Origin of the sequence: Amycolatopsis xylanica (genome assembly GCF_900107045.1) — a bacterium.
GTDB classification, from domain to species: domain Bacteria; phylum Actinomycetota; class Actinomycetes; order Mycobacteriales; family Pseudonocardiaceae; genus Amycolatopsis; species Amycolatopsis xylanica.
The window spans coordinates 21,051-46,428 of record NZ_FNON01000013.1; the positions used below are offsets into that span (position 1 = coordinate 21,051).

The 25,378-nt window shown below is 69.8% G+C and carries 21 protein-coding genes; 15 read left to right on the forward strand and 6 right to left on the reverse strand.

Going from position 1 to position 25,378, the window contains the following annotated elements; translation table 11 throughout:
- Window positions 1–48: 48 nt before the first annotated feature.
- From BLV57_RS38995 to BLV57_RS39040, 10 genes are all read left to right on the forward strand, one after another.
- A complete protein-coding gene (locus BLV57_RS38995) occupies window positions 49–981 on the forward strand; it encodes an ATP-grasp domain-containing protein (protein WP_143047272.1) in 933 nt (310 codons plus the stop codon).
- A gap of 1 nt (window position 982) precedes the next feature.
- Entirely contained in the window at window positions 983–1,540 is a 558-nt protein-coding gene (cysC, locus tag BLV57_RS39000; RefSeq protein WP_091298758.1) for an adenylyl-sulfate kinase, read from the forward strand.
- 311 nt (window positions 1,541–1,851) lie between these two features.
- The gene (locus tag BLV57_RS39005) at window positions 1,852–2,847 is read left to right on the forward strand and encodes an NAD-dependent epimerase/dehydratase family protein (RefSeq protein WP_091298761.1); all 996 of its coding nucleotides are present in this window, start codon (window positions 1,852–1,854) and stop codon (window positions 2,845–2,847) included.
- A gap of 27 nt (window positions 2,848–2,874) precedes the next feature.
- Entirely contained in the window at window positions 2,875–3,654 is a 780-nt protein-coding gene (locus BLV57_RS39010) for an inositol monophosphatase family protein (RefSeq protein ID WP_091298765.1), read from the forward strand.
- Between the two features lie 47 nt (window positions 3,655–3,701).
- Complete coding sequence (locus tag BLV57_RS39015; RefSeq protein ID WP_091298768.1) at window positions 3,702–3,998, forward strand: DUF1330 domain-containing protein; 297 nt, start codon at window positions 3,702–3,704, stop codon at window positions 3,996–3,998.
- Window positions 3,999–4,064: 66 nt separating this feature from the next.
- Complete coding sequence (locus BLV57_RS39020; protein WP_091298771.1) at window positions 4,065–6,923, forward strand: AfsR/SARP family transcriptional regulator; 2,859 nt, start codon at window positions 4,065–4,067, stop codon at window positions 6,921–6,923.
- Window positions 6,924–7,018: 95 nt separating this feature from the next.
- Entirely contained in the window at window positions 7,019–7,528 is a 510-nt protein-coding gene (locus BLV57_RS39025; RefSeq protein WP_091298774.1) for a C39 family peptidase, read from the forward strand.
- A 69-nt stretch (window positions 7,529–7,597) separates the two neighbouring features.
- Window positions 7,598–8,884 (forward strand): VCBS repeat domain-containing M23 family metallopeptidase, encoded by a 1,287-nt coding sequence (locus BLV57_RS39030; RefSeq protein ID WP_091298777.1) that lies wholly within the window; start codon window positions 7,598–7,600, stop codon window positions 8,882–8,884.
- A 12-nt stretch (window positions 8,885–8,896) separates the two neighbouring features.
- Window positions 8,897–10,219, forward strand: coding sequence for an FG-GAP repeat domain-containing protein (locus tag BLV57_RS39035; RefSeq protein WP_091298778.1), 1,323 nt, complete (start codon window positions 8,897–8,899; stop codon window positions 10,217–10,219).
- Between the two features lie 10 nt (window positions 10,220–10,229).
- Window positions 10,230–11,708: a GH25 family lysozyme gene (locus BLV57_RS39040; RefSeq protein WP_091298781.1), complete on the forward strand. Its 1,479-nt coding sequence runs from the start codon at window positions 10,230–10,232 to the stop codon at window positions 11,706–11,708.
- A gap of 46 nt (window positions 11,709–11,754) precedes the next feature.
- Here BLV57_RS39040 and BLV57_RS39045 read toward each other — a convergent pair whose 3' ends face one another.
- Window positions 11,755–12,651 carry an SDR family oxidoreductase gene (locus tag BLV57_RS39045; protein WP_091298782.1) on the reverse strand — a complete coding sequence of 299 codons (897 nt, stop codon included), beginning with the start codon at window positions 12,649–12,651 and terminating at the stop codon, window positions 11,755–11,757.
- 143 nt (window positions 12,652–12,794) lie between these two features.
- On the opposite strand from BLV57_RS39045, the gene BLV57_RS39050 reads away from it, so the two are divergent.
- On the forward strand, window positions 12,795–13,802 hold the full coding sequence (locus BLV57_RS39050) for an iron-containing redox enzyme family protein (protein ID WP_091298785.1): 1,008 nt from the start codon (window positions 12,795–12,797) through the stop codon (window positions 13,800–13,802).
- A gap of 5 nt (window positions 13,803–13,807) precedes the next feature.
- On the opposite strand, the gene BLV57_RS39055 is transcribed toward BLV57_RS39050, so the two are convergent.
- Window positions 13,808–14,032, reverse strand: coding sequence for a CDGSH iron-sulfur domain-containing protein (locus BLV57_RS39055; protein ID WP_245757705.1), 225 nt, complete (start codon window positions 14,030–14,032; stop codon window positions 13,808–13,810).
- A 248-nt stretch (window positions 14,033–14,280) separates the two neighbouring features.
- On the opposite strand from BLV57_RS39055, the gene BLV57_RS39060 reads away from it, so the two are divergent.
- Genes BLV57_RS39060 through BLV57_RS39070 form a run of 3 tightly spaced genes read left to right on the forward strand, consistent with a single transcriptional unit; the run spans window position 14,281 to window position 18,111 of the window.
- Complete coding sequence (locus BLV57_RS39060) at window positions 14,281–15,411, forward strand: hypothetical protein (RefSeq protein WP_091298789.1); 1,131 nt, start codon at window positions 14,281–14,283, stop codon at window positions 15,409–15,411.
- Window positions 15,412–15,445: 34 nt separating this feature from the next.
- Complete coding sequence (locus tag BLV57_RS39065; RefSeq protein WP_091298790.1) at window positions 15,446–16,519, forward strand: NAD-dependent epimerase/dehydratase family protein; 1,074 nt, start codon at window positions 15,446–15,448, stop codon at window positions 16,517–16,519.
- Window positions 16,516–18,111 (forward strand): phytoene desaturase family protein, encoded by a 1,596-nt coding sequence (locus tag BLV57_RS39070; RefSeq protein ID WP_091298793.1) that lies wholly within the window; start codon window positions 16,516–16,518, stop codon window positions 18,109–18,111. Before BLV57_RS39065 ends, BLV57_RS39070 begins: the two co-directional genes overlap by 4 nt.
- On the opposite strand, the gene BLV57_RS39075 is transcribed toward BLV57_RS39070, so the two are convergent.
- On the reverse strand, window positions 18,108–18,557 hold the full coding sequence (locus tag BLV57_RS39075) for an SRPBCC family protein (RefSeq protein ID WP_091298795.1): 450 nt from the start codon (window positions 18,555–18,557) through the stop codon (window positions 18,108–18,110). The genes BLV57_RS39070 and BLV57_RS39075 overlap by 4 nt on opposite strands.
- Before the next feature lie 72 nt (window positions 18,558–18,629).
- Here BLV57_RS39075 and BLV57_RS39080 point away from each other — a divergent pair, with 72 nt between their 5' ends.
- Window positions 18,630–20,123 (forward strand): FAD-dependent oxidoreductase, encoded by a 1,494-nt coding sequence (locus BLV57_RS39080; protein WP_091298797.1) that lies wholly within the window; start codon window positions 18,630–18,632, stop codon window positions 20,121–20,123.
- 9 nt (window positions 20,124–20,132) lie between these two features.
- Here the strand turns inward: BLV57_RS39080 and nrfD are convergent, their stop codons facing one another.
- From nrfD to fdh, 3 genes are read right to left on the reverse strand one after another with little or no spacing between them, the layout of a single operon-like run.
- Window positions 20,133–21,068: an NrfD/PsrC family molybdoenzyme membrane anchor subunit gene (gene nrfD, locus BLV57_RS39085; protein WP_091298799.1), complete on the reverse strand. Its 936-nt coding sequence runs from the start codon at window positions 21,066–21,068 to the stop codon at window positions 20,133–20,135.
- On the reverse strand, window positions 21,065–21,835 hold the full coding sequence (locus tag BLV57_RS39090) for a 4Fe-4S dicluster domain-containing protein (RefSeq protein WP_091298802.1): 771 nt from the start codon (window positions 21,833–21,835) through the stop codon (window positions 21,065–21,067). The genes nrfD and BLV57_RS39090 overlap by 4 nt, the downstream gene beginning before the upstream one ends.
- Window positions 21,828–25,052 carry a formate dehydrogenase gene (gene fdh / locus BLV57_RS39095; protein WP_176969006.1) on the reverse strand — a complete coding sequence of 1,075 codons (3,225 nt, stop codon included), beginning with the start codon at window positions 25,050–25,052 and terminating at the stop codon, window positions 21,828–21,830. Before fdh ends, BLV57_RS39090 begins: the two co-directional genes overlap by 8 nt.
- Window positions 25,053–25,378 lie beyond the last annotated feature (326 nt).

The window sequence follows — 25,378 nt, forward strand, 5'->3', positions numbered from 1 at the left end:
CGGGGAAAGTCAGCTGATGTCCGCGGCGCCGAGACGGGGAGGCCCAAGATGAAGATCGGAATTCTCGGCTGGGACGACGGCGTGCTGGGCCCCGACACCCCCGGCGGCGAATACGATCCGGACGGCCCGGTGCTCGTCGAGCACGGCAGGCGCCGAGGCCACGAGACGGCGTTGTTCACCCTCGAAGACGTCACCTACGCGCCAGGCGAGCAGGGCATGGACGTCAGGCTGGGCAAGCATTCCTGCGGTTCCTTCGACGCGATCATCTCGCGCGCCAAGCTCTTCGGGGCCGACTGGCGTGACCGCGGGCTCGACTGGCGCGACCGGGTCGAGCGGCTGACCATGGTCAGCGAAACCCCCGGCCTGCGCATGTTCGACTCGGCCGAGGTCTGGCAGACCTCCTACAGCAAGTTCCTCACCATGCGCAAGCTCGCGCTGGCCGGGTTGCCCGTGCCACCGTGCCGATCGGCCACCACGCCGTCGGACGTCGAATTGGCCTGCCAGGAATGGGACGACGTCATCATCAAGCCGTCCTACGGATATCGCGGCAAGGGCGTCACACGCATCACCGATTTCGCCGCCCAGAAGTCCGAGATCCAGGACCGGCTGGACGAACACGGCACCCTGGTGTGCGTTCCGTACTATTCGACCCAATGGGGTGAATACCGGGTCATGGTGGCGGGCGAGGCCGTTCCCGAGGTGTCGCTCAAGCTGCCCGCGCCAGGCCAGTGGCGCCCCCACGTCAAGCTGGGCGGCAGCTTCGAGCTGATCGACCCGCCACCCGGGCTGGAAGAACTCGCGCTGCGCGCCGCTCGCGTGCTGGGGTTGACCCTGACCGGCCTCGACATCCTGCCGACGGCGGACGGTTTCGTGATCCTGGAGGCGAACCCCGTCACGGGCGGGCTGAACGTCTTCGGCGAGGAAACCCACCACGCGATCCTGGACGGCGTGTACGACTGGGTCGAGAAGCAGGCCGCCTGAGATGACCGTGCTGCTGACCGGCCTGCCGAGCGCGGGCAAGACCAGCCTGGCGACGGCCGCGCGCGCGGCGTTGCTGGCGGCAGGCCACCGGGTCGAGGTGCTGGACGGCGACGTCGTCCGCCGTGAGCTCTGGCCCGAGCTCGGGCTGTCCCCCGAAGACCGCGAACGCAACCTGACGCGCATCGGCTCCGTCGCGCTTCTGTTGGCGCGCAACGGGATCATCACCATCGTCGCCGCCATCGCGCCGTACGCCCACAGCCGGGCGGCACTGCGCGCCGCGCACGCCGGCGTCCCCTTCGCCGAGGTGCACGTCGCCACGCCGGTCGAGGTGTGCCGCCGCCGCGACGTCAAGGGGCTGTACGCCCGGCAGGCGCGCGGCGAGATCACCGGGCTGACCGGGGTCGACGCCGTCTACGAGGAGCCACTCACCCCCGACCTGCGCATCGACACCACGCTCGAGGACGTCGGCGAGTCGGCGGCCAGGCTGGTGGACTTCATCCTCCACGGCCCCGTCCTTTCAAGCCCCCACGGTGGTCGTGAGTGTTCCGGCCGGTTCTAGCGGACCGCTACTTGGCTACCCGTCGCCCGAGTGTCGGTGCGAGTGGAAGGTTTGCTCCGTTGGGTGCAGAAATTCTTCCACTCGCGCGGCTCGTCCACCGTGGCACGTGACAAGGGGCGCCCTTGTCACGCTCTGGGTGACAAGGGCGCCCCTTGTCACCCTAACCGGCGTAAACACTCACGACCATCGCTCTCCGATCTTGCTGGACGAGTTGCCCGGTGCGCGACCGAGCCGCTACCGTTCGAAGCGGGAAAGGCGCGAGGCGAATTCGCCGGGTTTCTTCATTCTCATCAACCCGAGGGGGTTTGCGCATGTCCAAAATCGTTGTCACCGGCGGACTGGGCTACCTCGGCTCCGTGCTGGTCAAGCACCTCGCCGACCGGGGCAACGAGGTGGTCGTCGTGGACAACGGGCTGGTCAGGCGGATGCCTTCGGACACCGAGCGAATCCGCCATGTCTACGGTGACGTCCGCGAACCCGCCGAATGGGAAGAGGCGCTGCGCGGCGCGAGCGGTGTCGTGCACCTGGCGGCCATCGTCGGTGACCCCGCGTGCGACCTGGACCACGAACTGGCCTGGGACACCAACTATCTCGGCACGATCCGGCTGGCCGAGGCGTGCGGGCGGGCCGGAGTCCGGCGGCTGGTGTTCGCGTCGACCTGCGGCACCTACGGCGTTTCGCGGGGTGAGACCGCGGATGTGCTCTCCCCCTTGCGCCCGCGGTCCGTCTACGCGGAGACGAAGGTCAGGGCCGAGCATTATCTGCTCTCGCGGCGGAGTGACGATTTCGCTCCGAGCATTCTGCGCTTCGCCACCGTCTATGGCCTGTCGCCGCGGATGCGGTTCGACCTCGCCGTGAACATCATGACCGCGCAAGCGGTGCTGGAACGGAAAGTCACCGTGCACGGCGGAAGGCAATGGCGTCCTTTCGTCCATGTGCGTGACGCGGCCGCGGCGGCGACACTGGCGCTGGCCGCGAAACCGGCGCGTGAGGCCGAAATCCACAACTGTGGCTCCGACGCGGAGAACTACTCGCTCGCCGAGGTCGGCTGGACGATCCAGCAGGAGGTCGGTGACGTCGAACTCGACATCCTCGAAGGGATCCAGGATCCCCGCGACTACCGCGTCGGCTTCGCCAAGACCGAACGAGCGCTGGGGTTCCGCCCGAATCATCGCCTCATCGACGGCATCCGCGAGATCAAGAACGCCGTGCGGGCAGGCGAATACCGGGACTTCACCAGCACGCGGTACAGCGACTTCCTGATCGTGCGCCAGATGCTCGCCGCCGTGACCCGGCTGGCGAGCTGAACGGCACCACCGCAAGGACGGCACCCCGTGAACCACCTGCCCTTCCTCGACTCGGTGCTGCGTGAGGCCGCCGCGCGGCTGCCCGGCTCGCCCGGCGCCTCGACGACCAAGCCGGGCGAGCCGAGCCAGGTGGTGACCGCCGCCGACCACGAGATCGAGGAGCTGCTGACCGCCCGCATCAGCGCCGCCTACCCCGGCTACGGGATCCTCGGCGAGGAAACCGGCCTCCATGGCGAAAACGCGGACGCCGTCTGGGTGCTCGACCCCATCGACGGCACCAGCAACTACGCGGCCGGCAGCCCGCTGTTCGGGATCATGGCCGGTCTGCTGGTCGGCGGCGTGCCGGTGGCGGGCGGCATCGCGTTGCCCGCGCTGGGCGAGTTCTATCTCGCCCAGCGCGGCGAAGGCGCCTTCCGCAACGGCGCCAGGTTCCGGGCGCCGACCGCTACCGGCCTGGGCACGGCCCTGATCGCCTACGGCATCGACGGCGACAGCGAATTCGCGCAGGAGGACTTCACGATCGCGGCCGCGCTGGCCACCCGCTGCCGCGGCCTGCGCATGGCCAACAGCTGCTTCGACCTCGTCCAGGTGGCGACCGGCGCTTACGGCGCCTCGCTCAACCGGGCGACACGGATCTGGGACAGCGTGGCGCCGCACGTGCTGCTGGAGGAGGCCGGGATCACCTACACCGATTTCGCCGGAGCCCCGATCCGCTACACCCCGCTCACCCGGGCCGTCGACACGAACTTCACGGTCTGCGCCGCCGCACCCGGGCTGCATGCCCAGCTCCAGCACGTGATCCACTGAGCATCCACCGAGCGAGCCGGTGAGCACGTCCCAACACTGGAGGTTCCATGGCCAAGGGCTACTGGGTCAGCGTTTATCCCACCATCACAGACCCCGAGGGGCTCGATGGCTACAACGAACTGGCCCGCCTGGCCGTCAAGGCCGCGGGCGGGCGGACCTTCGCTCGCGGCGGCAGCCGGGTCGTCGCCCGCGAAGCCGGAGTCGCCGAGCGCGTCGTCCTGATCGAGTTCGACAGCTTCGAACAGGCGGTCGCCGCATACGAGAGCGAGGCCTACCAGAAGGCACTGGCCGCGCTCCCCGACGGCTTCGAGCGCGACTTCCGCATCGTCGAAGGGCTCGACTGACGGCATATCGCGTCGCGATCGCCGAAAACGGACCACAGCGGGTGATCGCGCCGCTACCGTGATCTCGTGGTGGAGTTCACGGTGCTGGGGCCCGTTTCCGTCCTGCGGGACGGCACGGCGGCCGTGCCGCGCAGCCGTCATCAGGCGACGCTGCTCGCGGGGTTGCTGCTGGCCGATGGTGCGCCCGTCTCGGGGGAGGTCCTGGCAGGCTGGCTGTGGGGTGACGACCGGCCCGCCGAGGAGAAGGCCGCGTTGCAGGTGGCCGTTTCGCGGCTGCGGAAGTGGCTCGGTGACCGGGGCGAGATCCGGCTTTCGGCCGCCGGCTACTCGCTGGACGTCACGGGCGCGCGGGTGGACCTGCGGGAGTTCCGCCGGTGCGTCACGCAGGCCAGGCACGCCAAGGAGGGCGGGCTGTACCGGCAGGCGCTGGCGTGCTGGCGAGGGCGGTTGCTCGCCGACATCTCGGGTGAGCTGCGCGAATCCGCGCAGGCCGTGGCCATCGGGCGGGAGTACCGGCAGGCCGTCAGGGAGTTCGCCGAACTGGCGCCTGCCGAGGCCACGCCGATGCTCGAGGCGATCGCCGCCGAGGACCCGTACGCCGAAGACGTCCACGCCTCGCTGGCGCGCGCCTACGCCGCGACCGGAGGGCAGGCCGAAGCGATCGCCGTGCTCGACCGGATCCGGAAGCGGCTGGCCGACGAGCTCGGCGTCGACCCCGGCGAGGCGCTGGCGACGGCGCAGCTGGAGATCCTGCGCGGCGAAGTCGTCGCACCGCCGGAACGCGCGCACACCTGGTGGGGCATCCGGCCTCGCCCGATTCCCTTGCTGGGGCGGGAAAAGCCGAACCTCGCGGACTACCTGGCCGCCGAGAGGCTGGTGACGATCACCGGGCCGACCGGCGTCGGCAAGACGGCGCTCGCGTGGCAGGCCGAGAGCACCGGCAACGGCGCCGTCGTCGAACTCGGCGGCGCGACGGACCGGGTCACCGCGCTCGCCGAGCTGGGCACGGTCTTCGCCGTCGGCACCGACGACTCGGACGGGGTGCTGCCGGAGGTCGCCAAGACCATCGGCCAGGCGCCCACCCTGCTGATCCTCGACGGGTGCGAGCGCGTGCTGCCGGTGGCCGCCGAGATCACGCACCACCTGCTCCGTGCCTGCGCGGGTCTGCGGGTGCTCGCCACCTCCCAGCAGGCGCTCGGGCTCGACGGCGAGCAGGTGCTCATCCTCGATCCGCTGCCGGTGCCCACCCGGTTCGACGAGGGCAATCCGTCGATCGCGTTGTTCCTGAGACGCGTGCGGGCGACCTCGCCCGAACTCGCGCTGACCGCCGGGGAACGCGAAGCGATCGCGTCGATCTGCGCCCGTCTCGACGGCCTGCCGCTCGCGGTGGAACTCGCCGCGGGCTGGGTGCGCTCGCTCGGCGTCGAGGAACTGGCCCGGCGGCTCACCACCCTGCTGGCCAAGGCGAACACCCTCAACGCGGCGATCAGCTGGTCCTTCGACGCGCTGCCCCAGCCGGGTCCGCTCACCCGCCTCGCGATCTTCGACGGCCCGTTCACCCTCGCGGACGCCGAGCGGGTCTGCGGCCTCGACGCCGACGACCTCGCGGACCTGGTCGCCCGCTCACTGGTGCACCCACTGGCCACCACTCCCCTGCGATACCGGGTGCTGGCGCCGGTCAGGGAACACGCGCGCAAAGCCTTGAGCGACTCCGGCGAGCTGGTCACCGTGCTGGAACGGCACCTGGATCGCTGGCGAGAGGTGTTCGCCGGGATCGACAGCCTCGAGAGCACCTGGGACCGCGGCGAGGCGATGGCGGCGCTCGTCGTCGACGCGCCGAGGCTGCACAGCGCACTCGCGATGGCGGACGAGCACGGCCTGGCCGTGCGCGCGGCCGGAATCGTCGCATTGTGTGCGGAGTTCTGGTGGTCGCACGCGGCGCTGCTCCCCGCGTCCCGCCCCTTCTTCGACGCGGCCTGGCGCGTTCTCGACGAGTGCTCCGCCGAAACCGCAGCTCTGCTGCGCTTCCATCGTGCCTGGCTGACCCGTCTCGACGGCGACTACGCGGGCGCGCTCGCCGAAATGCAAGCCGTCAAGCCGTCGCTCCGTCCCCGCGAGTACCTCACAGCGCAGAGCTTCGCCTTGACGACGAGGCGCTACATGCTCCGCCCTGACGTACTCGACGACTGCGAAGCGGTGGTCGCCGAGGTAAGCAGGCTCGACGCCGAGGGAGGCGGCGAAACGTCGACGGCGCTGACCGCTGCGGGCTGGGTCTTCGCCACCTGGGGCCGTTGGACCGAGGCACGCACGCTCTGCCAGCGCTACGAGCTCCGCAACGGCAGGCTGCACAAGCCGACCTCGATGCCCCAGCTCGTGCTACGCGCTGAAATCGCGCTAGGCCGCGGTGACGCCACAGCCGCCGCGAGATGGCTCGCACTGGTTAAAGGACGACTCGACCCGGCGAGCGATCCGGTCGAGCAGGAACCCGCGCATGCCGTGCTGGCCAAGGCGTTGCTCATCGAAGGCCGCGCGGCGGAGGCCGTGGAGTTCCTCAGCGAGAGCGTCGCCGCGCTGACGGCCGCCTACCCCCGGACGCAACGACGGTCCGCCCAGCTGACGATCCTGCTCGCCGAAGCACATCGAGCGCTCGGCCACCTCGACGACGCCCGCGCCGCCTTGACCGTCGCGTTGTCGACGGTCGCCGACTACCAGAGCGCGTTCAGCGGCGTGCTCGTCGCCGCCAACCTCGCCGCGGCCGACGGCGATCTCGACCTCGGCGCACGCTGGACGGCGAAACGCCTCGCGCTGGGACTCCCGGACCCGACCGGGTTCGCCCCGCTCTCGGTGGAGGTCCCCGAAGCCGAGCCGGGTGACCTCGACGAGCTGATCGAGAGTGCTTATCTGGCAAGCGCGATGCTGATCTGAATGATCTGAAAGCGGCTGTAAGCGTGCTGTAGGCGCGGTCCGGCAAGGTGGCCGGACTTCACCAGCAGGGGGCCAAGCCGCAGAGGATCCAGCGCATGAGCTATGTCCCCACCCGATGGCAGCAGCAGGCCACGGGCTATTTCTGCGGGCCGGCCGCGGCGCGGATCGTGCTGTCGGCCTTCGACGTGCCGCTGCCGAGCCAGGAGAAGCTCGCCGAACTCTGTGACACCAGCGCCGAGGACGGCACCAGCCGGTACGGCGTTCAGCGCGGCCTGCACCAGGTGCTCGGGAATCCGCTGTACACCGTGCGTTCCACCGGGGACGATCTGCTCGCCGACGCCGCGAAAGCACTGGCGATCGGGCGTCCCCTGCCCGTCAACATCGTGGTCCGCCCAGGCGGCCCCCGGCCGCCGGGGTGGGCTCCGCGCACGGGGATCACCGATCACTGGGTGGCGCTCGTCGGCATCTCGGCGAGCAGGCTGCTGATCTGCGATCCGGCTTCGGGCCGTGAAGGCTTCAATCCGCGACCCGTTTACGCCATTCCCGCGCCGACGTTTCTCGAACTGGTCGAGAAGACTTACCTAGCGCTCGCAAGCCTGCTGTAGGCGCCGCGAAAGCGGTCCGCTCCAGAGTCCTTCTCAACCACTCAGCGACTCTGGGGCAGGAGAAAGACCTTGCGAAAGACACTCATCAGCGGACTGGTCATCGCGGCGATGGCCGGCACCATGGCAAGCCCGGCTCAGGCGGTCACCGATCGCTTCTTCCTTCCGTATCCGGCGGGCGTCACGCACACCGTCACCCAAGGCTGGGACGGTTCGAGCCACAACGGCAGCTATACCCGGTACGCCGTCGACTTCGGGATGCCGACAGGCACCACGATCAGCGCGAGCGCGCCCGGCGTCGTCCAGGACTCCTATCTCAGCGACGGCTGGGGCAACACGGTCGTCGTGAAGCATCCCGGCGGGCGGTGCACGCGGTACTCGCACCTGTCCGTGCGCTCGGTGGACGTCGGCGCGAAGGTCGGGCAGGGCCAGCAAATCGGCCTGTCCGGCGCGACCGGCCACGTGACCGGTCCGCACCTGGACTTCAAGGTGGAGAACTGCGCGACCGGGCTCGCGGAGACCTGGTCCTTCGTCGAGTACAGCGGCTCGCTCGACAACGGCTCGGTCACCGGGAAGCAGCTGACCAGCCAGAACAAGCCTGGCGCGGCGGGCGGTGCGGCTCGCGACCTGACCGGCAACGGCTGGGACGACATCCTCGCCCGCAACTCCAGCGACGACAAGCTCTACCTCTACGACGGCTTCGCACCGGGGAAGCTCGCCAGTCCCAGAGCCATCGGCACCGGCTGGGGCGGCACCCGGATCGTGCTGACCGGTGAGTTCACCGGCGACGCCGACGGCGACATCCTCGGCATCAACACCGACGGCGACATGAACCTCTACGCCGGGAACGGGACCGCGTTCTCCGCCCCCAAGCTCGTCGGAACCGGCTGGAACAGCATGAAATCCGTCGTCACCGCGGACTTCACCGGCGAGGGCACCAACGACCTCATCGGCATCCAAGAAGGCAGCGGCGACCTCTACCTGTACGCGGGCAACGGAAACGGCACCTTCTCCGCTCCCCGCAAACTCGCTTCAGGATGGGGTGGCCAGACCGCGCTCGTCGCAGGCGACTTCGACAACGACAACCACGGCGACCTCGTCGGCCGCGCCGCCAACGGCGACCTCAATCTGTACCGCGGCTACGGAAACGCCCAATTCAGCGCCCCGGCCAAATTCAGCAACGGCTGGAACGGCATCACCGCACTGATCCCCGGCGACTTCACCGGTGACGGCAAGACCGACATCGCGGGTCGCACCTCCGACGGAACGCTGAACCTCTACCCCAGTTACGGCACCACGCTCGGCTCGGGCGTCGCGCTCGGCACCGGCTGGAACGGCCACAACCTCTACCAGAGCTGAAAGGTCCTCATCATGCGAAAGATCCTCAGTGCCTTCGTCGCCGCCGCCCTCTCGATGAGCGCGCTGCCCGCCGCAGCGAGTGCGAGCACCGAAGTCGCGTACAGCCAGTGCCGGGCAGGCGGACCGTCCACTCAGGACAACGCGATCGCCGCGAGAGTCAACCCGTCCTTGACCGGTCAGCTCCGGGGAAGCCTGACCGGGGAACGGGTTTCCTGCGCCAGCGCCATCGCCAGGGCGACGGCCGCGACGGCGTTCACGAAGCCCTACGGCAAGCAGGCCGCGGTCATCGCGGTGACCACGGCGATCGTCGAGTCGACGCTGATCAACCACACCGAGTCGACCGACCACGACAGCCTCGGCCTGTTCGAGCAGCGCGCGTCCTGGGGCAGCGCGGCCGAGCGCACCAACCCGGCGTGGGCGACCGGCGCGTTCCTGCGCAAGATGGCCGCGCTCTACCCGGACCAGAGCTGGCGTAGCGCCCCGATCGGCGAGGTGTGCCAGGCCGTGCAGGTCTCCGCGTTCCCCGACCGCTACCAGGTGCAGGTCCACGACGCCCAGCTCATCGTCGACGCCGTGTGGTCCGGCGGCGGGGTGTCGCGTGACGTCACCGGCAATGGCTGGGACGACATCCTCGCCCGCAACGCCTCCGACGACAAGCTCTACCTCTACGACGGTTTCGCGCCAGGCAAGCTCGCCAGCCCCCGCGCGATGGGCACCGGCTGGGGCGCCACCCGGATCGTGCTGACCGGCGACTTCACCGGCGACACCGAGGGCGACCTGCTCGGGATCACCACGGCGGGCGACATGAACCTCTACACCGGGAACGGCAGCACGTTCTCCGCGCCCAAGCTCGTCGGGACCGGCTGGAACAGCATGAAGTTCGTCGTCACCGCGGACTTCACCGGCGAGGGCACCAACGACCTCATCGGCATCCAGGAAGGTTCCGGTGATCTGTACTTCTACGCGGGCAATGGAAACGGCACGTTCTCCGCGCCTCGCAAACTCGCCTCAGGGTGGGGCGGCCAGACCGCGCTCGTCGCAGGCGACTTCGATGACGACAACCACGGCGATCTCGTCGGCCGAGCCGCCAACGGCGACCTCAATCAGTACCGCGGCTACGGAAACGCCCAATTCAGCGCCCCAGCGAAGTTCAGCAACGGCTGGAACGGCATCACTGCCTTGATCCCCGGCGACTTCACCGGCGACGGCAAAACCGACATCGCCGGCCGCACCGCCGACGGAACGCTGAACCTCTATCCCAGTTACGGCACCACGCTCGGTTCCGGGGTCGCGCTCGGCACCGGCTGGAACGGCCACAACCTCTACCAGAGCTAGGAGTCAAGCCATGAAGAAGCTCACAAGGGTGCTGGTCACCGCGGCGCTGGCGTTGGCGCCGCTGGCGATCACCGGAAGCGCACAGGCACAGACCGGCGTGCACGGCGTCGACGTGTCCGGCAACAACATCACCGGCGGCGCCACGATCAACTGGACCACGGTCGCCGCGAACGAGCAGTTCGCGTTCATCAAAGCGACCGAAGGCGACGGCTACACCAGCGACTACTTCAAGTCCGCGTGGCCGCAGATGGAACGGGTGAACATCCCGCGCGCGCCCTACCACTTCCTGCTGCCCACCAAGGACGGCTCGGTCGCCGCGCAGGCCGCGCACTTCGTGTCGGCGGCCCGTGCCGCCGGGTACGCGGGCAACACTCCCGGCGAGCTGCCGCCGGTGCTCGACCTGGAATGGGACTACCGCGACGGTTCCTGCCCGTCCGGCGTGACCAGTGACGGCGTCAAATCCTTTGTGGACACAATGCGCGCCTCGTTCCACCGCACGCCGATCATCTACACCAACAAGAATTTCCTGAGCCAGTGCGGCCTCGACGCCCGCCGCTTCGCTCCGTCCACCTATCTGTGGATCGCCGACTACGTCTCGAGCTCGGCGCCCGTGCCCACGGGCTGGAGCACCTGGACGTTCTGGCAGTACACGGCGAGCGCGACCGTGCCCGGCATCCCCACCCGCGCCGACCGCAACTGGTTCAACGGCTCGCTGACCGACCTCCGCAGGCTCGCGGGCCTCGACGGCGGGTTCACCCGCGACGTGACGGGCAACGGCTGGGACGACATCGTCGCCCGCAACGCCTCCGACGGAAACCTCTACCTCTACGACGGTTTCGCCGACGGAAAGCTCGCGGCGCCCAGGAAAATCGGCTCCGGCTGGGGTGGCACGACCGCCGTCATGACGGGCGAGTTCACCGGCGACGGCCAGGCGGACCTCCTCGGCGTCAACGTAGATGGCGAGCTGAACGTCTACGCGGGAAGCGGCGGCACGTTCGCGGCGCCGCGCAAACTCGGCACCGGCTGGAACTCCCAGCGTTCGATCGTCGCGGGCGCCTTCACCACCAGCGGCCACGACGACCTCATCGGCATCCAGAAAGACACCGGCGACCTGTACTTCTACGCCGGCACCGGTAGCACGTTCGCGGCACCACGCAAGCTCGCCTCCGGCTGGGGTGGCCAGACCGCGCTCGTCGCGGGCGACTTCGACCACGACGGCCACGCGGACCTGGTCGGCCGCACGACCGATGGCACCTTGAATCTCTACCGCGGCTACGGCGACGCCCAATTCAGCGCACCGGTGAAGTTCGGCGACGCGGCCGCGCTCACCGCCCTGATCCCTGGTGACTTCGACCACGACGGCCGCACCGACATCGCGGGCCGCACCGCCGACGGCACCCTGAATCTCTACCCGAGCACAGGTACCGGCCTCGGCGCCGCCCGTCCGCTCGGCACCGGTTGGAACGGTATGGATCTCTTCCAGTCATAAGTCGCGCGAGGGGCGGCGGGCTTCCTGCCCGCCGCCTCTCCGGTGCTCAGGTGATCGGTTTGCCGCCGGTGACACCGATGATCTCCCCGGTGATGTAACTCGACTCCTGCGATGCGAGGAACACATAGGGCGGTGCCAGCTCGGCGGGTTGCCCGGCCCGGCCGAGCGGGGTGTCCGCGCCGAAGTCCCCGACCTTCTCCGCGGGGAGGGTGGCCGGGATGAGCGGCGTCCACACCGGACCGGGCGCCACCGAATTGACGCGGATCCCCTTGTCCGCCAGCTCGCTCGCCAGGCTTTTGGTGAAGTTCACGATCGCGGCCTTGGTCATCGCGTAGTCCATCAGCTCGGGTGCGGGCTGGAACGCCTGGATCGACGAGGTGTTGATGATCGCCGACCCCGGCGGCATCCGCGGGATCGCGGCTTTGCAGAGCCAGAACATGGCGTGGATGTTGGTCTTGAACACCCGGTCGAGCTGCTCGGTGTCGATGTCGAGAATGCCGCCACTCGACATCTGGTACGCCGCGTTGTTGACGAGGATGTCGATCTGCCCGAACTCCTCGACCGCGCGACGCACGATCTGCTCGCAGTGCGCCTCGTCGCGGACGTCGCCCGGCACGGTGACCGCCCGCCGCCCAGCCTCCTCGACGAGGGCGGCGGTCTTCCGAGCGTCGGCCTCCTCGGCGTCCAAAAAGGACAACAGGACGTCCGCGCCCTCCCGCGCGAAAGCGAGTGCGACCGCCCGGCCGATGCCGGAGTCACCGCCGGTGATCACCGCCGAGCGGCCGGTCAACCGGCCGCAGCCGCGGTAGGTCCGCTCCCCGTGATCCGGTTCCGGGCTCATCTCACCGCCGGTGCCGGGATGTTCCTGCTCTTGGCCCTGTTGGCGGTCCGGAGCGGGGTACTGCGCACGCGGGTCCTGGATGCCGTACTGATCAGCGCTCATGACTAGGCGATTCCCGTTTTGGGACGACCCAAACGACCGGCTCGCCGCTGTGACCTGCTGCGGCGAATGAGTGAACGAGGTGTCCCCGGGGTATCACGGAGATCACCGCGACGGACGCGGGAACAGCACGAAAGAGGTTCGCCATGCACTTGCCCCGCCCTCGTGGACCGATCAGCGCGGCCCTCGGGACCGCGTTGCGCGGGTCGCCCCACGCGCTGCCTTCCTCCGTGCTCGACCACGCTCAACGGCCTGGCGGCTTCGCTCTGTCCGATGAGGACCTGCAGGTCAGCCTCTGGATCTGCTACGAGCTGAGCTACCGCGGATTCAGCGACGTCGACGAAGACTGGGAAACCGAGCCATCCCTGCTGGCCGTGCGCGCGGCACTGGAAAAACGCATGCTCGCCTCACTGCGCGACCTCACCTCTCCCCCGCCACGGGCTACCAACGCTCCCGCCGCGCTGAAAGCGATGATCGACGCCGACGACGGGCCCGGCCTGGCGCTGTACCTGCAGCGGCACGCGACCGCCGGGCAATTCGCCGAGTTCGTCGCGCACCGCTCCATCTACCACCTCAAGGAAGCCGATCCCCACAGCTGGGCCATTCCCCGCATCAGTGGCCGCGCGAAGGCGGCACTGGTCGAGATTCAGTCCGATGAGTACGGCGCGGGCAGGCTGGAGCGGATGCACTCGGAACTGTTCCGCGCCATGATGCGCGACCTGGGCCTCGACGACACCTACGGCGCCTACCTCGACCAGGTGCCTGCCGTGACGCTCGCGGTGAGCAACACGATGTCGCTGTTCGGCCTGCACCGCGCGTGGACACCGGCGCTGCTCGGGCACCTGGCCGTGTTCGAAATGACGTCTTCGCTGCCCAACCGCCGCTATGGCAACGGTTTGCGCCGCCTCGGCCACGGCACGGGGACCACCCGGTTCTACGACGAGCATGTCGAAGCCGATGCCGTGCACGAACAAATAGCCATGCACGACCTGTGCGGCGGCTACCTCGAGGACCACCCCGAAGACACCGGCAAGCTCCTGTTCGGTGCCGCGTGCGCACTGGCGGCCGACAACGCTATGGCGGAATTCTTGTTACAGCGCTGGGAATCCGGCCGCAGCGCTCTGCATGGCGTGCTCGAAACCGACGTCGCCTGAACGGCTCAGTCCTCTTCGGACGGACGCAGTGGATCGTTACGCGGCCCGCTGGCCGCACGGAACTTGGCGACCTTGTGGGTGCCATCGCAGAACGGCTTGATCGCCGATCGCCCGCACCGGCACAACGCGATCGTCTCACGCCCGGCGTCGATCTCCGTCCCGTCCTGAGCGACCAGCCTGACCGGACCTCGCACCAGCAGCGGCCCGTCCTCGCACGGCGTGATCGTCACCGCGGCCTCCCCGGTCACCGGCTGCCCGCAGTGCGCTTGACGACACCGGGAAACGCGACCATCAGAACCTCCACAAGCGAAAGCGACAGCCCCAGGCTATTCCCGCGCGAGCCCGCTCGCCGGATGGACCGCGGCATCCGCCGGATGTTTCCCTCCCGCCGGTCCGGTTACCCCCTCGGCATGAGCCAGGTCTTGATCGGCAGCGGCAAGGCCGCTGTGTCCGCCGCCTCACGAATCAGGGGAACCACATGAACGCGCCCAGCGAGGTGGCCGTCGGGGTGCTGGTCGACGGCGGGCTGCCGGAGCAGGTGATCACCACGATCGCCGACGACCTGCCCGAGCTCTTCGCCACCCGGGTGAACGGGCAGACACGGTGGCGGGTGGAGCACGAGGCCGGCGAGCTCCCGCTGGACGAAGACGGTGACATCCCGATGCGGACGCTCTCGCGGCGGCACCGGCAGGACCGGGGCTGGGACCTGCTGGTACTGGTCACGGACCTGCCCCGGCGCGCGGGAACCGACCCCGTCGTCGCCGGAGTCGACGTCGAGCACGGTGTCGCGATGATCTCGCTGCCCGCACTCGGCGCCGTGCGGGTGCGGCGCCGGGCGAAGAGGATGCTGGTCCGCGTGGTGCGGCAACTGGTCTCACACCGGCTCAAGATCGACGGCGAGCACCGCGGGCGGGGAACGCTGGCCCGGCTGCGGGAAGTGCTGGCGCCGACGCGGCGGATGCCCGGTGAACGCCCGTCATCCGCGACGCACCTGGCGCTGGTCGGGCTGCGTGGCCGGCTGCGGCTGCTGGCCGGGATGGTGCGGGACAACCGTCCGTGGCGGCTCGTCCCGCACCTCGCGGGCGCCACCGCGGCGGCGGCGGGCACCGCGGCCTACGGCATCATCACCAGTTCGTTCTGGAAGCTCGCGGACGCGCTGTCCCCGCTGCGGCTGACGGCGATCACGGTGGTCACCGTCGTGGTCATGACCGTGTGGCTGACGTTGTACAACCACCTGTGGGACCGGCCTTCCGACGCCGCCGAGCGCCGCAAAGCGCTGCTGTACAACGTTTCCACGGCGACCACGCTGGCGATCGGGGTGGTGTGCATGTACGTCATCCTGTACGTGCTCGCGCTGCTCGCCGCGGCCGTGCTGATCGACAGCGGCTACTTCGCCCAGGCACTGGGGCACCCGGTCGGCGTGGGTTCGTACCTGAACCTGGTGTGGCTGTGCAGCTCGGTGGGCATCGTCGCCGGCGCGCTCGGCTCGAGCCTGGAAGACGAGGAGACCGTCCGCAACGCGACCTACGGACGGCGCGAGCAGGAACGCCAGGAACGGAACCGGCGTCGGCGGGAAGAGCAGGCGTCCCGCGACGAACAAGCGCGGTGAGTGGTATCGCCGGTTAGTGGGTAGCCCTCCGGGCATGAAGGTCGTCATCACCGGGCTCACCGGCAATATCGGGACCGCGTTCCTGCGCCGCTACGGCGCCGACCCCGCACTCGACCTGACCGGCATAGCCCGCCGCGTGCCCCCGCGCGAAGACCACGGCAAGGTGCGCTGGGTCGCCTGCGACGTCGGCTCGCCGGAAGCCCCGCGAGTGCTCGCGGAGGCGTTCGAGGGCGCCGACGCCGTCGTCCATCTGGCTTGGAGCATCCACCCGCCGGCCGGCGAACCTCCCATGGCGAGGACCAACGAGACAGGCACCGCCCAGGTACTCGCCGCGGCGGCCGACGCGGGTGTGGGGCACGTGGTGTGCGCCTCCTCGGTCGCCGCGTACGGCAAGGCGCCGCGCTGGACCAAGGTCGCCGAGGACTGGCCGCGCACGGGCATCGACACGAGCGCCTACAGCCGGGGCAAAGCGCTGCTGGAACGTCAGCTCGACGAGTTCGCCGACCGTCATCCGGCGGTCAAGGTCACGCGGATCCGTCCCTGCGCCGTCGTGCAGCACGACGCCGCCGGAGAGTTCTCGGACTGGCTGCTCAGCTCGCTGCTGCCGGAACGGCTGGTCGGCTCCCGCTGGCTGCCGCTGCCGCTCTGGCCGCGGCTGCGTGCGCAGGCCGTGCACGCCGAGGACGTGGCCGACGCACTGCACACCATCCTGTTCCGCAAGGCGGAGGGCGCGTTCAACCTCGCCAGTGCGCAGGTGCTCGACGCCGGGGCGCTGGCCGACGCGATCGGCGGACCCCGGATCCCGGTGCCGCGCACGGCCTTGCGGGCCGCCGCGTGGGTGACCTGGCGAGGGGGCCTGCAACCCGTGCATCCCGGCTGGCTCACGCTCGCCGACCAGGCGCCGCTGATCGACACCACCCGCGCGCGGGACGAACTCGGCTGGCGTCCGCGGTACGACTCGGCGGCCGCCATCTCGGCGCTGGTGGCCGGGATGGCCGAACGGGCCGGAACGGCGAGCCCGCCTCTCGCCGCGCGCCCGGAGCTGGGACTGGCCGATCGGATCGGCGCGGTGCGTCCGGGGCAGCCGAGTCACCAGTCGCAGGCATGAGCGTGGAGACGGCCGACGCCGTGGTGATCGGCGCCGGGCACAACGGGCTGGTCGCGGCGAACCTGCTGACCGACGCGGGCTGGAGCGTGCTCGTGCTCGAAGCCACCGGCGAGCCGGGTGGAGCGGTACGCAGCGCTCCGCTGCCCGTGCCAGGATTCTCCACCGACCTGTGCAGTGCTTTCTTCCCTCTCTCGGCGGTCTCCCCCGCGATGAAGGCACTCGAACTCGAACGCCATGGCCTGCGGTGGCGGCACGCGCCCGAAGTGCTCGCGCACATCTTCCCCGACGACCGCTGCGCGCTGCTATCGCGGGATCTCAAACGCACGCAAGCCTCCGTCGCCGCCTTCGCGCCGGAAGACGCCGACGCGTGGGAGGCGATGTTCCAGCAGTGGCAACGCATTCGTGACGCTCTAGTCGACTCGCTGCTCACCCCGTTCCCGCCGGTACGGGCCGGCGCCCGGCTGCTGCGCTCGACCGGCACGGCCGAGGCGTTACGACTCGCGCGCATGCTCATGCTGCCCGCCAGGAGGCTCGGCATGGAGGCCTTTCGCGGTGACGGCGCCCGGTTGCTGCTCGCCGGTAACGCGCTGCACGCCGATGTCGGCATCGACAACGCGGGCAGCGGTGTCTTCGGCTGGCTGCTGGCGATGCTCGCGCAGGACGTCGGGTTCCCGGTGCCCGAAGGCGGCGCGTCCGAGATCACCGCCGCGCTCGTTCGGCGGCTGGCCTCACGCGGCGGGCGGATCGAATGCGGCAGGCGCGTCACCGGCGTGCTCGTCGCGAACGGACGCGCGCTGGGCGTCCGCGATCACGAAGGCGTACTGGTCCGCGCGGGCAAGGCGGTGCTGGCCGATGTCCCCGCGCCCACGCTCTACCTCGACCTCGTCGGCGCCGAGCAGCTGCCCTCGCGGCTGGTCGGCGACCTGGAAGTGTTCGAATGGGACAGTTCGACCGTGAAGGTGGACTGGGCATTGTCCGGTCCGGTGCCCTGGACCGCCGAGGAGGCTCGCGAAGCGGGCACCCTCCACTTGGGAGCGGACCTCAACGGCCTCAGCCGGTTCTCCACCGATCTCGTCACCGGGCGCATTCCGCGGAACCCGTTCCTGCTGCTGGGTCAGATGACCACGGCCGACCCCGCGCGGTCACCGGCTGGCACCGCCAGCGTGTGGGCCTACACCCATGTGCCACGCGGTTCCTGCCGCTCCGAGAGCGCGCTCGCCCATCACGTCCAGCGCATCGAAGAACGGATCGAGAAGCACGCGCCCGGCTTCACCGGGCTCATCCTCGACCGGCTCGTGCACGGCCCGGCCTCACTCGAGCAGCACGACCCCAGCCTGGTCGGCGGGGCGATCAACGCGGGCACCACCGCCATCCACCAGCAGCTCTTCCTCCGGCCGACCCCGGGACTCGGCCGCGCCGACACCCCGATCGACCGGCTCTTCCTGGCGAGCGCGTCGGCGCACCCCGGCGGCGCCGTCCACGGTGGCCCCGGCTCGAACGCGGCACGGGCGGCGCTGGCCCGCGCCGGGCACGCCGGCGCGCTCTACTCCACGACGGTCAAAGCGGCTCAGCGACTCGTTCACGGCCGTTAGCGCAACGTCGTGCCCCGTCCGGTGGCCAAGTCGGCCAGCCTGGCGAGCGCCTCCTTGTTGCGTGGCTTCAGCACAGCCGCCAGCGCCGGGTGCGGGATCGCCTTGATCGGCCCGCTGATCGCGCGCTCCTCCATCACCACCCGCGTGCCGCCGCCCGGCACCGGCTCCAGCGTCAGCTCGATGCAGGCTGCCCCGAACACCCACAGCCTCGCCTCCAGCCCGAGGTAGCGGCCCGGCTCGATGGCACGGACCACGGTGATGTCCTGCACCTGCAGCGGCCACGCCCCCGTCCGATGATGCAGCCGTGACCCCACCGCGGGCCACTCGGGATCGACGTCGCGGACGTGGGAGTTGCCCACCACCCACGCCGCGTAGGACCAGCCGTCGGCCAGCACGGCGAAGACGTCATCGGCCTTGGCCGGAACCGTTCGCTCGACACGTGTCATGGTCGGCGAATACCCGCCTCGCGCGCTTCGAACCGGGGTTTACCGGTCAGGAGGACCGGGGATCCGCTCGGTATGACCGGTTCGCTCTGGCTCGACACCACCGCCGCACCGGACCGCGGCGGGCGGCCGCTGCCCGAGTCCGCCGACGTCGTCGTGCTCGGCGGCGGTATCGCGGGCCTGGTCACCGCCTATCTTCTCGCGGAGGCGGGCCGTTCGGTGCTGGTGCTGGAGGCGGACCGGCTCGCCGCCGGGGTCTCGGGCAACACCACCGCCAAGGTGACCGCCCAGCACGGCCTGAAATACGACGCGCTGCGCTCACGCAAAGGCGCCGGAGCGGCGGCACTGTACGCGTCGAGTCAGACTCGGGCACTCGAATGGATGGCCGGGCTCCCCATCGACTGTGACTTCACCCGCTGCGACAGCGTCGTCTACACGGTCAACCGCGACACCGTGCCCCAGATCGAAAAGGAAGCGGAGGCCGCCGAGGAGGCCGGGCTGCCCGCCAAGCTGGTCCAGGACATCGATCTCGACGTGCCCGCGCTCAGCGCCGTCCGGGTCAGCGCGCAAGCCCGGTTCCATCCCCGCAAGTGGCTGCTCGGCGTGGCAGGGCTGCTGGAGAAGGCAGGCGGCGTGATCATCGAACAGGTGCGGGCGCTGTCGCTCGACGAGTCCGGCTCGCCGACCGTGCGCACCTCGGCAGGCGACGTACGGGCCAAGGACGTCGTAGTGGCCACCCACTACCCGCTGTTCGACCGTGGTTTGTACTTCGCCAGGCTCGATCCCGTCCGCGACCTGGTGGTGGCCGGACCCGGCTCGTCCGCGATCGACGCGATGTACCTCGACGCCGACACCCACCATTCGGTGCGCGGGCACGTCGAGGACGGCCAGGCGTACACGATCGTCGGCGGCGAGCACTACCGTGTCGGCGCGAAGGCCGACGTCGAAGGCCGCTACCGGAAGCTGGCCGACTGGGCGGGTGCCCGTGCCGGGCTGCGATCGGTCAGCCATCGCTGGTCCGCTCACGACCTGTCCACTTTGGACTCCGTGCCGTACGTCGGCCGCTACCACCCCGGCTCGAAGCACCTCTGGGTGGCGACCGGATTCGGCCAATGGGGCATGACCGGCGGGCCCGCCGCCGGCATGCTGCTGCGCGATCTGCTGCTGGGCAACGACAATCCAGCCAAAGACCTCTACGACCCGAACCGCTTCGATCTGCGCTCCGCGGTGTCGCTCGCGAGCAACAACCTCACGGTCGCCAAGCATCTGGTCGGCGATCACCTCGGCGCGCTGCGCAAGCACCCGGCGCTCGACCGGCTCGCACCGGGTCAGGCCGAGGTGACCCGCGCGGGCGGCGACCTCGTGGCGGCGTACCGCGATCCCGCCGGTGAGCTGCACACCGTGGGCGCGCACTGCACGCACCTGGGCTGCCTGGTCGCGTTCAACAACGCCGAGAAGAGCTGGGACTGCCCTTGCCACGGGTCGAGGTTCGGCGTCGACGGCGAGGTGCTGCACGGCCCGGCCGTCAAGCCGCTGCGGAAATGGTGCCCGCCCGCACTTGAGGAGTGACCGCGGCGGCTACGGCGTCCTCCGTTGGCTTTGAGCGCGTTCGAGCCGCTCGCGTTGCGGCACCACGACGTACTTCGGGTCCCGGGTGGACTCGACGCCCGCCGCGTACACCCCGAACCGCGTGCACAACCCGGCCCCGAGATAAGCCGCGCCCGCGAGCACCCGCGCGGCCCGGTTCCGCCGCGCTAGCAAGGAAAATCCCGCGCCCGCCGCGGTGAGTGCTCGCGCGGCCTTGAGGAGTTTGCCCGACCGTCCGATCCGATACGGCTCGGACACGAGCCCCAGCCCGGTCTCCAGCCTGCGCTCGGCGATCAGCTCCGCGACGGCGCCCGCCAGGGCCGCCCGGACGACGGGACCGGTCTCCCCCGCCGGGATCACGAGCAACGCCGCGCCCGCGCCACTGGTCACCGCGCTCCCGGCGAACAGGATCGGCAGCACCTCACGGCCCTCGTGCCACGATGGCGTCGCGGTGTCGGACAGGAGAACCGCCGTGTAGGTGCACATCGCGGGCCCGAGCAGTCCCGCCGCCGCACCCGCCAGTCTGCCCACGCGCGGCAGGATCCCGGTCAGCTCGGAACCGGCGGCCACCGCGGCCAGCCCCGAGAACGGCGCGAGGATCCAGGAACCGACCGATAGCGGCGACGTCGGCTTGAACACCCGGAGCATGTGCAGGAACCGCGTCGGTTTCCCGAGATCGTGGATCAGCGCGACGACACTGGCGATCGAGCCGCCCGAGGCGACCAGCCTGCCTGCCCTGGCCAAGTGCGGCCGTCCGGTCAGCTCGGCCAGCGCGGCCATCGACGCCGAAGCGCCGGCCGCACCGCCGAGGAACAGGTACAGCGGCACGTCCGGCTGCTTCCACGCGGGCTCTTTGAGGATGGGTTTTCCGTAGTAAGACTCGAATTCCGCGGGGTCGACCATCGCCCGCTCGCGGCGCGGGCTCATCGGCGCCGCCCCAGGAAGGAGACCGCGAGCGCCGCCGCGACACCCGCCGCCGTGGCCGCCGCGCGCTTCCACATCCCGGGCAGGTCCCTGGTCGTGACCACCGGATCCGGTGGCAGGCCATAGACCTCGGGTTCGTCCAGCAGCAGGAAGAACGCGCCGTCGCCGCCGACACCGTCACCGGGATCGTGGCCGTAGAGCCGGGCCTCCTCAACGCCGGTGTCGTGCAACTCCGTCACGCGCGCGTCCGCGCGCTCGCGTAGTTCGCCGAGCTCGCCGAATTGGATCGAATCGGTCGGGCAGGCTTTCGCGCAGGCCGGTTCGAGCCCGGTGCCGAGCCGGTCGTAGCAGAGCGTGCACTTGAAGGCCCTGCCGTCACTTTCCCGCTTCTCGATCACCCCGTACGGGCAGGCCGGGACGCAATAGCCGCACCCGTTGCAGATGTCCTCCTGCACCACCACCGTGCCGAACTCGGTGCGGAACAACGAACCCGTCGGGCAGACGTCGAGACAGGCGGCGTGCGTGCAGTGCTTGCAGACGTCACTCGACATCAGCCAGCGCACACCCGAGTCTTCGGGCTGCTCGATGAAGGCCACGTGCCGCCAGGTGTTCGCGCCCAGGTCCCCGGTGTTGTCGTAGGACATGCCGAGCAGGTCCAGCCCGCCCGCTTCGGGCACGCCGTTCCACTCCTTGCACGCGACCTCGCACGCCTTGCAGCCGATGCACACCGAGGTGTCGGTGAAGAACCCCATCCGCGGCTGGTCATCCATCGGTCGGTTTCCCTTCCTCGGCCTTCGTCCGGTACTCCGCCACCAGTGCCGGCAGGTCGCGCCCGCGCGGGCGCCTGCCCGGCCGGATGTCGCAGGTGGCGGCCTTGGCCTCCTGGATGTGCACGTTCGGGTCCATCACCACGGAGAGCAGGTCGTTGGCCGCGTCGCCGCGGCTCAGCCCGTTGGGGCCCCAGTGATACGGCAGGCCGATCTGATGGATGACCCGGCCACGCACCTTCAGCGGTTTGACGCGCTCGGTGACGAGCACCCTGGCCTCGATCGCCGTGCGCGCCGAGATGATCGTCGCCCAGCCCAGATGCTCGAGGCCACGCTCGGCGGCGAGAGCCGGGGACACCTCGCAGAAGAACTCCGGCTGCAGCTCGGACAGATACGGCAGCGTCCGGCTCATGCCCCCGGCCGTGTGATGCTCGGTCAGGCGGTAAGTCGTGAACACGTAAGGGAAAACGGGGCTGCGCGCCGGGTTGTACGGGTTCGACGGGGCGTCCAGCGTCTGCCGGACCGGCGACTCCTGCACACCGTAAAGCGCGTTGCTGACCGGACTTTCGAACGGCTCGTAGTGCGTGGGCAGCGGACCGTCGGCCAGCCCAGCGGGCACGAACAGCCACGCCTTGCCGTCGGTCTGCATGACGAACGGATCCCGGCCGCCCAGCGCGTCCTGCGCCTTGGCTCCGTCGGGCGGCTCGTAGTCGGGCGGCTTCGTTGGCTCGAAGTCCGGCACGTCCGGGCCGACCCACTTGCCCTGCTCCGGGTCCCAGCTGAGCAGCTTCTTGCGGTCACTCCACGGTTTTCCGTCCGGATCCGCCGACGCGCGGTTGTAGAGTATCCGCCGGTTCGCGGGCCACGCCCAGGCCCAGCCGCTCGCCACCCAGTCCTGTTCGGAGCCCGGTTTCCGGTCGGCGGCGTGGTTGTGCCCGTCCGCGCGGACCCCGCAGTAAATCCAGCAGCCGCACGACGTCGAGCCGTCGTCCTTCAGCTCGGTGTACGCCGAAAGCGGTCCTCGGGGGCCGTGCCCGTTGATCTCGGCCAGCACGGACTCCGCCCGCGGTTCGGCGATCGCGCCTTCGGCCGGATAGCTCCAGGTGAGGTCGCGAAGTGGGGCATCGCGCGGGTCGTCGCCGATCCGCTCCCGGATCAGCCTGCCGAGGTGGTAGTAGAACCACAGGTCGCTGCGTGCCTCGCCGGGTGGTTCGACGGCCTTGTGGTGCCACTGCAGCAGCCGCTGGGTGTTGGTGAAGCTGCCGTCCTTCTCGGTGTGCGCGGCGGCGGGCAGGAAGAAGACCTCGGTGCCGATCTCTTCGGTGGCCAGTTCCCCGGTCTCGATCTCGGGACCGTCCTTCCAGAACGTCGCGCTTTCGATCAGCTGGAAGTCGCGCACGACGAGCCAGTCGAGGTTGGCGAGGCCGAGCCGCTGGAACTTCCCGTTGGCCGAGCCGACCGCGGGGTTCTCGCCCACCAGGAAGTAGCCCTTGCACTCACCCTCGATCTGCTTCTGCACCGTGGCGTACGTGCCGTGGTCTCCGGTCAGCCGTGGCAGGTAGTCGAACCGGAAGTCGTTGCCCGCCTGGGCGCTTTCACCCCAGTACGCCTTGAGCAGACTGACCACATAGGACCGCATGTTGCCCCAGAAGCCGGTCTTCCCGGCGTCCGCCGCGACGAAGCCGTCCAGGTCCAGATGCTGGTGCGCGTGCGGCATCGGGATGTAGCCGGGCAGGATGTTGAACAGCGTCGGGATGTCGGTCGAGCCCTGGATGCTCGCGTGCCCGCGCAGGGCGAGGATGCCACCGCCCGGCCTGCCGATGTTGCCCAGCAGCGTCTGCAGGATCGACGCGGCGCGGATGTACTGCGCGCCCACCGTGTGCTGCGTCCAGCCGACGGAGTACACCCAGGCCGTCGTCCGCTCGCGCCCGGAGTTCGCGGTGATCGCCTCGGCGATCTCGGCGAACTGCTCCACCGGCATGCCGCAGACGTCGGCGACCACTTCCGGGGTATAGCGCGAGAAGTGCCGCTTGAGGACCTGGTAGACACAGCGCGGATGACGCAGGGTCTCGTCGGTCTTCGGCTTGGCGTCGACCGAGGCGCCTCCGCTGCCGTAGGACTCCGCTCGCGCCGTGCTCCGGTGCTCCTCGCCGCCGTGGTGGTGCTCGCCGGTCTGTTCGGGCTCGCCGGAGCCCGCGGAAGGCGTCGCGTCCACCCCTTCGTAGGCCCAGCTCGAGACGTCGTACTGACGCTTTTCCTTGTCAAAGCCCGAGAACAGGCCGTCGAGATCCTCCGTGTCGGCGAACCCGTCCTGCAGGATCGCCGAAGCGTTGGTGTACGCCAGCACGTACTCGCGGAAATCCTTTTCGTTCTCCAGCACGTAGTTGATCAGCCCGCCGAGGAACGCGATGTCGGTGCCCGCCCGCAGCGCCGCGTGAACGTGCGAGACCGCGCTGGTCCTGGTGAACCGCGGGTCGACGTGAATGATCTTCGCCCCGCGTGCCTTCGCCTCCATCACCCACTGGAATCCGACCGGGTGACATTCGGCCATGTTGGAGCCCTGGATGACGATGCAGTCGGCGTTGGCGAGATCTTGCTGGAACGTCGTGGCGCCTCCACGACCGAAGGAGGTCCCCAGACCGGGAACCGTGGCGGAGTGTCAAATACGGGCCTGATTCTCGATCTGTATCGCGCCGAGCGCGGTGTACAGCTTCTTCATCAGGTAGTTCTCTTCGTTGTCCAGCGTCGCGCCGCCGAGGCTGGCGATCCCGAGTGTCCGGTTGAGCCGCCTGCCCTCGTCGTCGACGTCCTGCCAGGTCTCGCGGCGCGTCTTCAGCACGCGATCGGCGATCATGTCCATCGCCCGGTCGAGCGGCAGGCGTTCCCAGTCCTTGCCGAACGGGCGCCGGTAGAGCACCTCGGTCACCCGGGTCGGGCTGGTCACCAGCTGTTTGCTGGCCGAGCCCTTGGGACACAGGCGGCCACGGGAGATCGGCGAATCCGGGTCACCCTCGATCTGCGTGACCTTGCCGTCCTTGACGTACACCTTCTGCCCGCAGCCGACGGCGCAATAGGGACAGATCGACCGGACCACCTTGTCCGCGTCCTCGGTGCGCGCGTGCCACTCCCGCGATTTGGCGGCCTGCCCGCGGGCGAGCCGGTCAGGACCGGTCAGCTGCCGGTACACCGGCCAGCCTTCGATCCACCGCCGCACACCCATACCAGCCAAGGTAGTCCCGCCCGCCCCGCTTCGCAGAGCAAACGACTCGTGAGTGTTCCGGCCGGTTCTAACCGGCCGGAACACTCACGACCCCCTGCGCTGGGGACCTGGGTCGTGCGCGTTGCGGGCGGTTAGAACCGCCCGCAACGCGCACGACCCCCGATGCGCGACCCGCGCGTGATGCCGGAGTTGCTGCAGGGGCAGGTGTGACTCCTGAGGCTCGCGTGGCACCGGGCCGGGCGATCGATCCGCATGAACGCCACGTTCATTACGTTCAACGTTGCGAACGCCCCGTTCATGTCGTCCAGGGCAAGGGGTCGTGAGTG

Coding starts and splice junctions, on each gene's coding strand:
- BLV57_RS38995 (WP_143047272.1), top strand. CDS start 49: ATGAAGATCGGAATTCTCGGCTGGGACGACGGCGTGCTGGGCCCCGAC.
- cysC (WP_091298758.1), top strand. CDS start 983: ATGACCGTGCTGCTGACCGGCCTGCCGAGCGCGGGCAAGACCAGCCTG.
- BLV57_RS39005 (WP_091298761.1), top strand. CDS start 1,852: ATGTCCAAAATCGTTGTCACCGGCGGACTGGGCTACCTCGGCTCCGTG.
- BLV57_RS39015 (WP_091298768.1), top strand. CDS start 3,702: ATGGCCAAGGGCTACTGGGTCAGCGTTTATCCCACCATCACAGACCCC.
- BLV57_RS39025 (WP_091298774.1), top strand. CDS start 7,019: ATGAGCTATGTCCCCACCCGATGGCAGCAGCAGGCCACGGGCTATTTC.
- BLV57_RS39035 (WP_091298778.1), top strand. CDS start 8,897: ATGCGAAAGATCCTCAGTGCCTTCGTCGCCGCCGCCCTCTCGATGAGC.
- BLV57_RS39040 (WP_091298781.1), top strand. CDS start 10,230: ATGAAGAAGCTCACAAGGGTGCTGGTCACCGCGGCGCTGGCGTTGGCG.
- BLV57_RS39045 (WP_091298782.1), bottom strand. CDS start 12,651: ATGAGCGCTGATCAGTACGGCATCCAGGACCCGCGTGCGCAGTACCCC.
- BLV57_RS39050 (WP_091298785.1), top strand. CDS start 12,795: ATGCACTTGCCCCGCCCTCGTGGACCGATCAGCGCGGCCCTCGGGACC.
- BLV57_RS39060 (WP_091298789.1), top strand. CDS start 14,281: ATGAACGCGCCCAGCGAGGTGGCCGTCGGGGTGCTGGTCGACGGCGGG.
- BLV57_RS39065 (WP_091298790.1), top strand. CDS start 15,446: ATGAAGGTCGTCATCACCGGGCTCACCGGCAATATCGGGACCGCGTTC.
- BLV57_RS39070 (WP_091298793.1), top strand. CDS start 16,516: ATGAGCGTGGAGACGGCCGACGCCGTGGTGATCGGCGCCGGGCACAAC.
- BLV57_RS39075 (WP_091298795.1), bottom strand. CDS start 18,557: ATGACACGTGTCGAGCGAACGGTTCCGGCCAAGGCCGATGACGTCTTC.
- BLV57_RS39080 (WP_091298797.1), top strand. CDS start 18,630: ATGACCGGTTCGCTCTGGCTCGACACCACCGCCGCACCGGACCGCGGC.
- nrfD (WP_091298799.1), bottom strand. CDS start 21,068: ATGAGCCCGCGCCGCGAGCGGGCGATGGTCGACCCCGCGGAATTCGAG.
- BLV57_RS39090 (WP_091298802.1), bottom strand. CDS start 21,835: ATGGATGACCAGCCGCGGATGGGGTTCTTCACCGACACCTCGGTGTGC.